This window comes from Salipiger bermudensis HTCC2601, from assembly GCF_000153725.1.
Taxonomy (GTDB): Bacteria; Pseudomonadota; Alphaproteobacteria; order Rhodobacterales; family Rhodobacteraceae; genus Salipiger; species Salipiger bermudensis.
Window position 1 is genome coordinate 3258745 of sequence record NZ_DS022276.1, and the last position, 11923, is coordinate 3270667.

The 11923-nt window shown below is 67.6% G+C and carries 14 protein-coding genes and 1 other RNA gene; 6 read left to right on the forward strand and 9 right to left on the reverse strand.

All coding sequences use genetic code 11. The annotated features are described in order from the left end of the window. Together R2601_RS26020 and ssrA are read right to left on the reverse strand one after the other, a co-directional pair. Nucleotides 1-280 (reverse strand): DUF1194 domain-containing protein (locus R2601_RS26020; RefSeq protein ID WP_007799961.1); only part of this gene is annotated, 280 nt, incomplete at its 3' end. Nucleotides 281-370: 90 nt separating this feature from the next. After that, nucleotides 371-723: a transfer-messenger RNA gene (gene ssrA / locus R2601_RS26025) on the reverse strand. A gap of 188 nt (nt 724-911) precedes the next feature. Between ssrA and purM the strand changes: the two genes are divergently transcribed. Together purM and purN are read left to right on the forward strand one after the other, a co-directional pair. After that, a complete protein-coding gene (gene purM, locus R2601_RS15390; protein ID WP_040545424.1) occupies nt 912-1958 on the forward strand; it encodes a phosphoribosylformylglycinamidine cyclo-ligase in 1047 nt (348 codons plus the stop codon). Beyond that, nucleotides 1955-2551: a phosphoribosylglycinamide formyltransferase gene (purN, locus tag R2601_RS15395; RefSeq protein ID WP_007799965.1), complete on the forward strand. Its 597-nt coding sequence runs from the start codon at nt 1955-1957 to the stop codon at nt 2549-2551. The genes purM and purN overlap by 4 nt, the downstream gene beginning before the upstream one ends. Here the strand turns inward: purN and R2601_RS15400 are convergent. Further along, the gene (locus R2601_RS15400; protein ID WP_007799967.1) at nt 2538-2723 is read right to left on the reverse strand and encodes a hypothetical protein; all 186 of its coding nucleotides are present in this window, start codon (nt 2721-2723) and stop codon (nt 2538-2540) included. The two genes, purN and R2601_RS15400, sit on opposite strands and share 14 nt — an antisense overlap. Before the next feature lie 240 nt (nt 2724-2963). Between R2601_RS15400 and rnd the strand changes: the two genes are divergently transcribed. Next, a complete protein-coding gene (rnd, locus tag R2601_RS15405; protein WP_007799969.1) occupies nt 2964-4121 on the forward strand; it encodes a ribonuclease D in 1158 nt (385 codons plus the stop codon). A gap of 100 nt (nt 4122-4221) precedes the next feature. Here rnd and R2601_RS15410 read toward each other — a convergent pair whose 3' ends face one another. Beyond that, nucleotides 4222-4728 (reverse strand): hypothetical protein, encoded by a 507-nt coding sequence (locus tag R2601_RS15410; RefSeq protein WP_007799971.1) that lies wholly within the window; start codon nt 4726-4728, stop codon nt 4222-4224. Nucleotides 4729-4859: 131 nt separating this feature from the next. On the opposite strand from R2601_RS15410, the gene R2601_RS15415 reads away from it, so the two are divergent. Then, nucleotides 4860-5267: a SufE family protein gene (locus tag R2601_RS15415; protein ID WP_007799973.1), complete on the forward strand. Its 408-nt coding sequence runs from the start codon at nt 4860-4862 to the stop codon at nt 5265-5267. A 214-nt stretch (nt 5268-5481) separates the two neighbouring features. Here R2601_RS15415 and R2601_RS15420 read toward each other — a convergent pair whose 3' ends face one another. The 5 genes from R2601_RS15420 to R2601_RS15440 form a co-directional block, all read right to left on the reverse strand. After that, nucleotides 5482-6447: a zinc-binding metallopeptidase family protein gene (locus R2601_RS15420; RefSeq protein ID WP_007799975.1), complete on the reverse strand. Its 966-nt coding sequence runs from the start codon at nt 6445-6447 to the stop codon at nt 5482-5484. Between the two features lie 153 nt (nt 6448-6600). Beyond that, entirely contained in the window at nt 6601-7302 is a 702-nt protein-coding gene (locus R2601_RS15425; RefSeq protein ID WP_007799977.1) for a TspO-related membrane protein, read from the reverse strand. A gap of 2 nt (nt 7303-7304) precedes the next feature. After that, nucleotides 7305-8597: a serine--tRNA ligase gene (gene serS, locus R2601_RS15430; RefSeq protein WP_007799979.1), complete on the reverse strand. Its 1293-nt coding sequence runs from the start codon at nt 8595-8597 to the stop codon at nt 7305-7307. 51 nt (nt 8598-8648) lie between these two features. Then, nucleotides 8649-9392, reverse strand: a complete 744-nt coding sequence (locus R2601_RS15435; RefSeq protein WP_007799980.1) for a trypsin-like serine peptidase — start codon at nt 9390-9392, stop codon at nt 8649-8651. Continuing rightward, nucleotides 9386-9583, reverse strand: a complete 198-nt coding sequence (locus R2601_RS15440) for a hypothetical protein (protein WP_007799982.1) — start codon at nt 9581-9583, stop codon at nt 9386-9388. The genes R2601_RS15435 and R2601_RS15440 overlap by 7 nt, the downstream gene beginning before the upstream one ends. A 319-nt stretch (nt 9584-9902) precedes the next feature. On the opposite strand from R2601_RS15440, the gene yajC reads away from it, so the two are divergent. Continuing rightward, nucleotides 9903-10190: a preprotein translocase subunit YajC gene (yajC, locus tag R2601_RS15445; RefSeq protein WP_007799984.1), complete on the forward strand. Its 288-nt coding sequence runs from the start codon at nt 9903-9905 to the stop codon at nt 10188-10190. Nucleotides 10191-10206: 16 nt separating this feature from the next. Next, complete coding sequence (secD, locus tag R2601_RS15450) at nt 10207-11895, forward strand: protein translocase subunit SecD (RefSeq protein ID WP_007799985.1); 1689 nt, start codon at nt 10207-10209, stop codon at nt 11893-11895. The last annotated feature ends 28 nt before the right edge of the window (nt 11896-11923 follow it).

Here is an 11923-nt window from a genome sequence, read left to right on the forward strand (position 1 = left end):
CGGCCACGGCCGCGGGGGCGGTCATCCGGGTCCAGCCGATGCTGAGCTGCTGTCGGTCTTCGCCGGCCCACTGCATCACCGCGATGGCGACCCGGTCCTGCACGAGGATCTCGGCGATCAGCGGATCCGTGAGCGCGAAGGCGAGGCCCTCGGCCTGAATGCGGTACTCGGCCACGTCAACGGAGTTCGACACGTCCATCGCCAGAAGCAGCGCGGTCTCGCAGGCCGATGCCGAGCACGGGGCGAGAAGCGAAAGGCAAAGGGGCAAGGCGCGCAGCATGGCGCGATGCTGGCAGCAGGCCGGTGCCGGGTCAATCGCGGTGAATGCGCCTCTTGTAGGAGGTGAGGAGCGATCCGCAAGATGTCTGAAAGTGCAGGCTTCTGTTGCCAGGTGCCTGCGAACCCCGCCTTACGCTGCTAGGCGAAAGGACTTAGATTTCGATCTTTCGGACTGCTTACGCAGCCAGAGCGACCGGAGCACGATTGTCGTTGGCAATTATGCAATGTGAACCGATAACGGTGGTATCTCACCGGGACAAAGCTACATCTTTACACGTTCGTCGATCCTGTTTCGGCCCCATGCCTCCCCCCAACGAAGGGTGATTTGGTGGAGCCGCCGGGTACCGCCCCCGGGTCCGATCCGCTTATTACATGCGCGTTTATGCCCATAGTTCCCGAGGGAACGATCTGAATATAGGCAGGTTGCGGGCGGATTCAAAGGGGGTGCAGCCGGGCGATGCGAAATTTCCTGCGTCGCGCGGTCCGAGAGGGCGGGACACGCCTCCGGCGGGAGTATTTTTGACGAAGAGAAGATGCGAGCGGTTCAAGGAGGCGGAAAGCTGCTGCTGCTTGGCGCTTTTCTTCGCGGCGCGCTTGCGCTAAGCCCGCGCGCAACGAACCCGGAGGGCGATATGAGCGACGGCAAGAACGGCATTACCTACGCGGATGCGGGCGTGGACATCGACGCGGGCAATGCCCTTGTGGACCGCATCAAACCGGCGGCAAAGCGCACCAACCGGGCCGGCACCATGTCCGGCCTCGGCGGCTTCGGCGCGCTCTTCGACCTCAAGGCGGCGGGCTATACCGACCCGGTGCTGGTTGCCGCGACCGACGGCGTGGGCACCAAGCTGCGCATCGCCATCGACACCGGGCACCTTGATGGCGTCGGCATCGATCTCGTGGCGATGTGCGTCAACGACCTGGTCTGCCAGGGCGCCGAGCCTCTGTTCTTCCTGGACTACTTCGCCACCGGCAAGCTCGACACCGAGAGCGCGGCACGCGTCATCGAGGGCATTGCCGAGGGCTGCGTGCGCTCGGGTGCGGCTCTGATCGGCGGTGAGACCGCCGAGATGCCCGGCATGTACCCGGCGGGCGATTTCGACCTCGCGGGCTTTGCCGTCGGCGCCATGGAACGCGGCAGCGACCTGCCCGCCGGCGTCACCGAGGGCGATGTGCTGCTTGGTCTCGCCTCGGACGGCGTGCATTCCAACGGCTACAGTCTCGTGCGCAAGCTGGTCGAGGTCTCTGGCCTCGGCTGGGACGCCGATTGCCCCTGGGCCGAGGGATCGCTCGGCGCCGCGCTCCTGACGCCGACCCGGCTATACGTGAAGCAGGCGCTTGCGGCGGTGCGTGCCGGCGGCGTGCATGCGCTGGCCCACATCACCGGCGGCGGCCTCACCGAGAACCTGCCGCGCGTTCTGCCCGAGGGCATGGGCGCCGAGATCAGCCTCGACGCCTGGGACCTGCCCCCGGTGTTCAAGTGGATGGCCGAGACCGGCGGCATCGCGCCCGCCGAGATGCTCAAGACCTTCAACTGCGGCGTCGGCATGGTGCTGGCGGTGGATGCGTCCCGCGCCGAGGCGATCGCCGAGCTGCTGCGCGGCGAGGGCGAGACCGTCTACATGCTTGGCACCGTCACCGGAGAGGCTGGCATGTCCTACGAGGGCACGCTGTCTTGAAACGGGTCGCCATCTTCATCTCGGGCGGCGGCTCGAACATGGTGAAGCTGGTCGAGAGCATGACCGGCGATCACCCGGCGCGCCCGGTGCTGGTGTTGTCGAACAATGCCGGGGCGGGTGGCCTCGCCAAGGCCGCCGAGATGGGTGTCCCGACGGCGGTGGTCGATCACCGTCCGTTCAAGGGCGACCGCGAGGCCTTCCAGGAGGCGTTGCAGGCGGAGCTGGTGAAGGCCGCGCCGGACATTCTGTGCCTGGCCGGTTTCATGCGGGTGCTGACCGCGAGCTTCGTGCAAAACTGGCAGGGGCGGATGCTCAACATCCACCCCTCGCTCTTGCCCAAGTATCGCGGGTTGCACACCCATGCCCGTGCCCTCGAGGCGGGCGACGCAGAGCATGGCTGCACCGTGCACGAGGTGACCCCCGAGCTCGACGAGGGGCCGATCCTCGGCCAGGCGGTGGTCCCGGTGCGCGCGGGCGACACGCCCGACGATCTGGCGGCCCGGGTGCTGGTGCAGGAGCACAGGCTTTACCCGGCGGTGCTGCGGCGCTTTGCCGAGGGCAACCGCGAGACGCTGCGGCTCAGCGCCGAGTGACCAGTGACGGCGCGGCATTGCCGTGCCAGTCGCCCGGGTTGAGCGTGGCCGGTGGCGCCAGCAGCGCCGGAACCCCCATCACGAGAAGCAGGGCGAGTGCTGCGGCGAGCGGTGCGAGCGGGATCTGGGCGGCGCGGCGCGCGGGCAGGGGCGTTGTGTCGAGGCAGGTCATGTCTGGAACTCCGGGTTGGCTTTGGGATGAGCCAGAGGTAGCCCCTGCGCGACCATCTTTGAAATGAATGTTTGACGCTGGCACCTTCACGAAACGTGATGGAATGATGCAGCGTGGACGCGGGGCGGTCATGCCGGCGACGCTTTCTGGTCCGGGGGCTTTGCTCCGCGCCGTGGCGGGTGTAGGACAGGCCAACCCGCAAGAGCGAAGCAACAAGATCACAAAGCGCCCGGAGCCCGCATGAAGACCATCACCTCGACCGAAGATCTCGCCGCCTTCTGCAGCGAGGCAGCCACGGCACCCTATGTCACGGTCGACACGGAATTCCTGCGCGAGCGCACCTATTACTCGAAGCTCTGCCTGATCCAGCTGGCCTATCCGGGGCAGGGAGACGAGAATGCGGTGCTGGTCGATCCGCTGGCCGGTGAGTTGTCGCTCGAGCCGCTGCTCGAGCTGTTCCGTAACACGAACGTGGTCAAGGTGTTCCATGCCGCGCGGCAGGATCTCGAGATCTTCTTCATCGATCACGGGGTGATCCCCGACCCGCTCTTCGACACCCAGGTCGCGGCGATGGTCTGCGGCTTCGGCGAGCAGGTCGGCTACGAGACGCTGGTCAAGCGGATCGCAAAGCAGGGGCTCGACAAGTCCTCGCGCTTTACCGACTGGTCGCGCCGTCCGCTGACCGACGCGCAGAAGAAATACGCGCTCGCCGACGTGACCCACCTGCGGGTGATCTACGAATACCTCGCCGCCGAGCTCGAGCGCACCGGACGTGCTCGCTGGGTCGCCGAGGAACTGGGTGTTCTGACCGATCCCGAGACCTACATCACCCGCCCTCAGGACGCCTGGCAGCGGGTCAAGACGCGTTCCTCGAGCCCGCGCTTCCTCGCCATCGTGCGCGAACTGGCGGCGTTCCGCGAGGACTACGCCCAGTCGCGCAACATCCCTCGCAACCGGGTGTTCAAGGATGACGCGCTGACCGAGCTGGCCTCGACCAAGCCGGTGACGATGGAGGATCTCGGCCGCTCGCGCCTGCTGCTGCGCGAGGCCCGCAAGGGGCCGATCGCCGATGGTATCCTCGCCGCGATCAAGGCCGGGATGGAATGCCCCAAGGACGCGTTGCCCAAGCCCGACACCAGCAAGGACCAGCTGCAGGTGAACCCGGCTCTGGCCGATCTTCTGCGGGTGCTTCTGAAAGCGCGCACCGAGGCCTCCGGCGTGGCAGCACGGCTGATCGCTCCGGCGGCGGATCTCGACGCCATGGCAGCGGGCCAGCGCGACGTGAAGGCGCTGACCGGCTGGCGTCGCGAGGTATTCGGCGAGGATGCGCTGCGTCTTTGCGAGGGCCGCATCGGCCTCGCGGTGAAGGGGCGCGACGTCGAGGTCATCGAGATCTGAGGACGGCGCAGGCACTTGCCCTCACGTCCCCATGCAACGCCCCGCGATGGGCGTTGTTTCGTTTCAGGACCGTGGCTGGGCGGGGTGCGGCGCGGGCGCCTCAGCGGCGCGAGACCAGCACGTTGCTGCGGCCCGCCACGCGAACCTCGCGGATGCCGAAGAGCTCCTGCTCTGTGAGCCAGACCGCCGCGGTGACACTGCGCGCATCGGCGTCGACATTGACCGGACCGGCGGATTGCAGGGCGTTCATGGTGTAGGCGAGGGTGTCGCCGTCGGTCTGCGTTTCGTCGGGGATCAGGCGAACCTCGAACGGACCGGCGCGGTTGGCGGTGCCGGTGACGCGGATGATCGCGCCGCCGGGACGGCGCTCGATCAGCAGCTCGGAGATGGTCTCGATCGGGCTGCCGAGGTAGAGTTCTGCGGTATTGCTGCGGAAGATCGAGGCGCGCCGGGCGGGGATCAGCGGGTTGGTGGCGCCGGTGGCGCTGGGGTCGACGTTGACCGGCACAGATTCGCTCTGACCGAACCAGTTGACCGGGTTCCAGCTGCTGCTGCAGCCGGTCAGGACGAGGCCCGCGACGATCACAACGGAAAGAGTTTTCTTCATGGCGTTTCTGCCCCTTGCCTGCCTTGGCAAAGGGGTTATCGCATTGTGCGGAACTTGAAAAGCGCCGCGTTCCGGGGCTGGACCTTTGCGCCTGTGCTGCCTACCTGTGGGGCGACAGCAGGAGATGGTTCATGGCACAGGCAGCGTTCGAAGAGGTGGTCGAGGATTTCGAGTTTCTCGAGGACTGGGAAGACCGCTACCGGATGGTGATCGAGATGGGCAAGGCGATGGCGCCGCTGCCCGAGGCGCTGAAGGTGCCCGCCACCAAGGTCGAGGGCTGCGCCAGCCAAGTCTGGCTGCATCCTCAGATCGAGGCCGGGGTGTTCCATTTCGAGGGCGACAGCGACGCGATGATCGTGCGCGGCCTGATCGCCGTCCTGCACAAGCTCTATGACGGGCTGCCCGTGGGCGAGGTCTCGAAGCTGGACGCACGCGCCGAGCTTGGCCGGCTGGGATTGAACGAGCACCTCTCGGCGCAGCGCTCCAACGGGCTGCGGGCCATGGTGGAGCGCATTCAAGCCACTGCTGCCGTCGCTTGATTTCCTAGAAAAATCAGGCTGTTGCGAGGCGTTTCTAAAGCTCAGGTCGCGGTTTGGCCGGGCGACAGGGGGCGCTGCCCCTCTTGGCGCTGTGCGCCAATTCACCCCCGAGGTATTTTTGAACCAATGAAGCCAGGAGCGCTGCGCCCCTGGCTTCTCTTCGTCAAAAATGCTCCCGCCGGAGGCAGGCCGACCATCGCGGTCGGGCGCTCGGTCAGCCGTGTCCGTTGCGGCGCAGCCAGCCATGCGCAAAGGCGAGCTTGTCCCGCACCCCTTGGGCCAGAACGAACGGGTAGAGATCAGGCAGATCCATCGCGCGGTTGACGTGGTTCATCGCGATCGAAAGGTCGATGGCCATGGTGATCTCTGCCTCGGTATCGGAGGCGGCATAGGCATCGTGTCCCGCGGGCGGGCCCCCCGGGAGCGCCAGCCGGGCGGCGGCGGCGCTGTCGACGAGGTCGATCAGGTGCAGCAGGTGGGCGATGGTCTCGGCCCAGTCCTCGTGCGGGTGCGCGGTGGCGTAGCTGGTGATGTGGGTCTCGTCAGCCGGTTGCGGGTCGGCGTAGTGACGCTCGAGCGCAGCGCCGTAGTCGGCACGCTCGTCGCCGAACAGGGCGCGGAACTGCGCTAGGAACTCGGGGGACTCGGAGAGGCGCAGGTGCAGGAAATGTGCCGTCTCGTGTCGCATGTGACCCAGCATGGTGCGGTAGAGCTCGCCGAGCTCTTCCTGCCGCTTGGCCAGCACCGCGTCGCTGGCTTCGGTCACGTTGATGGTGATGAGCCCGTTGGCATGGCCCATGATGATGTCGGCCTGTCCGGCGGCGGTCTGCTCCGAGAGCAGCTTGAACACCGGCCGGGCGCCGGGATCGCTTGGCGTGAACCAGCCCCAGCGCGCGAGGTTGGCGAGCATCCAGCGCTTGGAGAGCTCCGAGGTCTCCCAGAGCGGACGGTTTCCGTTCTCGCGCAGGTCGGGAAGCATCTCGGTCATGGCGCAGGAACGGCAGAGCTCGCCGTTCTCGGCCATCCAGTTGCAGCCGATGAGGTCGCGATTCGCGCAGGGCTCGCTCAGCGGCAGCATGCGCTGCGCATCTGGATCGAATCTCACCTGCTGGCCGCAGGTGCAGCCGGTGTTGTGGAAATAGAGCGGGGCGCCGCAATTGGGGCACTGAAAGATCTGCATCTGAGGGTCCTGACCCGGGAGGTTCCGTCTGCCAGTAACGGCGGCGGGGCGGTGCAAGTTCCGTCGCATCGCCATGCCGTCGCGGAACGGTCAGGGAGGTGCTGGGTCAGAGTGGCGAAACCGGCGCGCCGCGCAAGCGCGAAGTTGCCGGCCTCACTCGGTGTCGGTGCCGCGCAGCGCGAGGATGGCGAAGATGCCGACCACGGACAGCCCGACCACCGCGATATTGAGCGGCGAGGAGTTCGCGACGATCACCGCCACCAGCGCCCAGATCACCGTGATGCCGTAAAGCGGCGCGCGGTGCAGGCGGTATTGCACCACCAGCGCTATGCCCAGAGCGATGGCCAGCGCCACCAGCGCCGAGGGCGTCGGCCCAAGCAGCCCGTAGCCGGCCAGCAGCAAGCCGATGGACACCGAGGAGGCGGCGGTCAGCCAGCCGGCGTAGACGGCCAGCGGCGAGACCTGCAGCCAGCGGTCCATGTCGCCGGTGCGGAACAGCGCCACCAGCGCGGTGACCAGCATCACCCAGATCATCGCGGTGGCGGCGATCGGCGAGAGCTGCGCCACCGGCAGCCAGACCACGCCGACGGCGAGGCTGATGAAGAGCGGCTGGCGGTGCGGCTGCCAGTCGGGGTCGTCGGAGCGGCGGAACAGGCCAAAGCCGGTGCCGGCGATGAGCCAGAGATAGATCAGGCCCCAGATCGCGAACGCATAGCCCGCCGGCTGCACCGGCGGGTTGTCCTGCGGCACGGGAAAGGCGCTCGGGTCGAACCCGCTGAAGCCGGGAAACAGCACCGGCCCGGCGGCGAAGACCACCGCGGCCAGAAACACCAGAACCGCCCAGAGCACCTGCATGATCAGACCAGCTCGCCGTCGGCGGTGAGAGTGGTCTTGCCGCCGAGCCACGGATGCAGCGCCTCGGGCAGCTTGACCGAGCCGTCTTCCTGCTGGCCGTTCTCCAGCACTGCGATCAGGCAGCGCCCGACCGCGAGGCCCGAGCCGTTCAGCGTGTGCACGTAATCCGGCTTGCCGCCGCCCGCGGGCTTGAAGCGGGCGTTCATCCGGCGGGCCTGGAAATCACCGCAGACCGAGACCGACGAGATCTCGCGGTAGGTGTTCTGTCCCGGCAGCCAGACCTCGATGTCATGGGTACGCCGCGCACCGAATCCGATGTCGCCGGTGCAGAGCACCACGGTGCGGTAGGGCAGGCCGAGCTTCTCGAGGATGCCCTGCGCGCAGGCGGTCATCCGGTCGAGCTCCTCGCGGGATTTGTCGGGGTGGGTGACCGAGACCATCTCGACCTTCTCGAACTGGTGCTGGCGCAGCATACCCGAGGTGTCGCGCCCGGCGGAGCCCGCCTCGGAGCGGAAACACTGGGTGTGCGCCACGTAGCGGCGCGGCAGGTAGCTTTCCTCGACGGTCTCGCCGTTGACGATGTTGGTCAGCGTGACCTCGGCGGTGGGCACCAGCCACCAGCCCTCGCGGGTCTGGTAGCTGTCCTCGCCGAATTTCGGCAGCTGCCCGGTGCCGTACATCATCTCTTCGCGCACCAGCACCGGGGTCCAGGTCTCGGTGAGGCCGTTCTCCTCGACATGGGTGTCGAGCATGAACTGCGCCAGCGCCCGGTGGATGCGGACGACGCCACCGGAGAGCACCACGAAGCGCGAGCCGGAGAGCTTGGCCGCGGTCTCGAAATCCATACCCTTCTGCACGGCCGCGAGCTGGTAGTGCTCCTTCGGCGCGAAATCGAACGTGGCCGGGGTGCCCCAGCGGTGGATCTCGACATTGTCGTCTTCGTCGGCACCGTCCGGCACGTCATCGAAGGGCAGGTTGGGCAGGCCCATCAGCAGCTCGTCGAGCTGCGCGTCGAGCGCCTTGGCGCGGTCCTGCATCTCGGAGACCTCGGCCTTCTTGGCGCCTACGAGCGCGCGCAGCCGTTCGAACTCTGCCTCGTTGCCCGAGGCCTTGGCGGCGCCCACGTCCTTGGCGGCCTTCTTCTGATCCGCCTGCGCGGTCTCGGCGGCGTGGATCGCGGCGCGGCGCTCTTCGTCGATCTTCAGGATCGAGGGCGATTGCGGCTCCATCCCGCGGCGAGACAGCGCCGCGTCGAATGCGGCGGGGTTTTCTCGGATGGCGCGGATGTCGTGCATCGTCCCTTGTCCTTCTTTTCGGGTGCGAGTCGGGGCGGTTATGCCCTCTTTTCACTCGGAGGTGTAGGGGGCGCCCTGCAACAGGCGTCCGCGCACCCATTCATCGACCGGAACCACCAGCGCATTGCCGCGCGCCGAGGCGGAGACCACGCCGATCACCTGCCAGTCCGGCCCGCCGCTGAGCGCCGGGCCGCCGGAATTGCCCGGGCGCACCGGGCAGTCGACAAAAAGCAGCTGGTGGACCGGTCTCCCGTCGCAGTCGAACCGGGCCGAGAGCCGGTGCGGGCGGTGATCGTGATAGCCCGCCAGCGCATAGGGCGGCGCGAACGTGCTACCGATCTTGAGGGGCGTGACCTCGGTGATCGGCTCGGCAAGGTAGACCAGCGCGATGTCATGTTCCACGTCGAGCTGGACCTGCGCATAGGCCTGCGGATGGACCTCGTAGGAGGCGACGGGGCTGTCGGCGGCATGATCGCCGCCGTACCAGCCGGCGGCGAAATGCAGCATCTCGGGCGCGGTCGGGTTGCCGTCGGGGCCGGCGACGCAATGCGCGGCGGTGAGCAGCGTGTCGGGCGCGACGAGCGCCGCGCTGCACATGCCGAGCCGGCTGACGCCGCGGGTGTTGAGCCGTCCGACCGCCTCCCAGTCGGAGAGCCGGTTCCGGGCCACGGCGGGCAGTTCGCCCTCGCGCGGGGTCATCATGCGGGTCTCGGGATCCTGCGCGGCGAGAGGGCCGGGCAGGGCAAGGGCCAGCAGCGTGACGAGCGTTCGGGCGGCGCGGCCGAGGGTCACCACCAGTTGGGGTGGTAATACTCCCCGGCGCTCATGCCGACATAAAGGGGGCCGCAGCGTTGCCCGACATTGACGCCGGTGCGCACGCCGTCGGTGCCGACGCCGACATTCACATTGGCGCTGGGTTTGGGGCTGCAGCGCTCGCATCCGGCAAGCGCGGTGCCCGCAAGGGCGAGGATCAGGAACAAACGCATTTGGGCTCAACCTTTTCTTGCGCCCGGAAAGCGGGCTCTCGCCTCAGCCTAGGCGCCGAGGGGACGTTGCGGCAAGGGCGCAGGGGCACGCGATCGGTGTTTGGCATCGATGCGGCGCTGATCGAACACGGGGGAGGCAGGTCTCGAGCGCGCGCCGGGGCCGTCTTTGCGCGGCTCACCCGACGGCATCCGCCCCTTGCATCTCACGTCCCGGGCAAGGCCCCGTGACGCTCCTTGCATCCCTTGCCGTTCGCACATAGGTTCCGCGCGACCTGACCGGGGGCTTCCCCCGCATTCATTCCATCTGAGGAGCCCGCCCATGGACCCAGCCGCGCTTGGACAATTCCTTCCGCTCATCCTGATCTTCGCGATCATGTACTTCCTGCTCATCCGTCCGCAGCAGAAGAAGATGAAGGAGCACCAGAAGATGGTCGCGGCGCTGCGCCGGGGCGACCAGGTCGTCACCCAGGGCGGCATCATCGGCAAGGTGGCCAAGGTCAAGGACAACAACGAGATCGACGTCGAGATCGCCGAGGGCGTGAAGGTCCGCGTGGTGCAGAACACCGTCACGCAGGTCCTGTCCAAGACCGAGCCGGCCGAGAGCTGAGCCCCTAGGCGCCGACATGCTGCAGATCGATACCTGGAAACGCGTCCTCATCTGGGCGCTGGTGGTGGCGGGGCTGGTGCTGGCGGCGCCGAACCTCTTCTATAATCGCGTTGAATCGCACAACGATGCCGTGAAGGCCATCGAGGCGCAGGGCAGCACGGCCGAGCGCGAGGCGCAGGGCAGCACGGCCGAGCGCGAGGCGCAGGCCTCGGTCTGGCCGACATGGCTGCCCTCGGACCTCGTGAACCTCGGCCTCGACCTGCGCGGCGGTGCGCATCTGCTGGCCGAGGTTCGGCTCTCGGATGTCTATGCCGCGCGCATGGAGGCGCTCTGGCCCGAGGTGCGCGACGTGCTTCGCGACGCCCGCGACGAGGTCGGCACGATCCGGCTTCAGCCCTCCGATCCCGGCATCCTCCGGGTGCGGATCTCCAACCCCGACGGCATGGCCCGCGCGCTCGAGCTGGTGCGCGGACTGGCGCAGCCGGTGGTCTCGCTGACCGGGGCCGGCGCCACCGACCTGCAGGTTGCGGGCGATGGCAGCGACATCATCGTGACGCTCTCGGAGGCCGAACAGCGCGCCACCGACGAGCGCACCATGCAGCAGTCGCTCGAGATCATCCGCCGCCGCATCGACGAGGTCGGCACCCGCGAGCCGACGATCCAGCGCCAGGGCTCCGACCGGATCCTGATCCAGGTGCCGGGCATCGGCTCGGCCGCCGAGCTCAAGGAGATCATCGGCACCACGGCGCAGCTGACCTTCCAGCCGGTCGTCGGCCGTGCCTCGAGCGCCGGCGAAAGCGCCGGCGTCGGCAACGAGGTGCTGCCCTCCCTGAACGAAGAGGGCGTCTTCTACATCCTCGAGACGGCCCCCGTTGTCACCGGCGAAGAGCTGGTCGACGCGCAGCCGAGCTACGACCAGAACGGCCGCCCGGCGGTCAACTTCCGCTTCAACCCGAGCGGTGCGCGCAAATTCGGCGACTACACCGCCGAGAACATCGGCTCGCCCTTCGCCATCGTGCTCGACGACGAGGTGATCTCGGCGCCGGTGATCCAGAGCCACATTCCCGGCGGCTCGGGCATCATCACCGGCAATTTCGACATCGCCGAGTCCACCAACCTCGCGGTGCTGCTGCGCGCTGGCGCGCTACCGGCGGGGATGGAATTCCTCGAGGAGCGCACCATCGGGCCCGAGCTCGGTCAGGACAGCATCGACGCGGGCAAGCTTGCCACCGGCGTGGCCTTCGCCGCGGTGCTGATCTTCATGTTCCTCAGCTACGGCCTGTTCGGGCTCTTCGCCAACGTGGCGCTGATCCTCAACATCGGCCTGATCATGGGCATCCTCTCGGCCATCGGCGCCACGCTGACACTGCCCGGCATCGCCGGCATCGTGCTCACCGTCGGCATGGCGGTCGACGCCAACGTGCTGATCTTCGAGCGCATCCGCGAAGAGATCAAATCCGCCCGCGGCCCGGCCCGCGCCATCGAGCTCGGCTATTCGAAGGCGCTGTCGGCCATCGTCGACGCCAACATCACCACGGTGATCACCGCCATCATTCTTTACGTCATGGGCTCGGGTCCGGTGCGCGGCTTCGCCATCACGCTCGGCATCGGCATCGTGACCTCGGTGTTCACCGCGATCTGGGTGACCCGCCTGCTGATCGTGATGTGGTTCGAACGCCGCCGCCCCAAGACGCTGGAGATCTGACATGCGCCATCTGAGACTGGGAAGACGC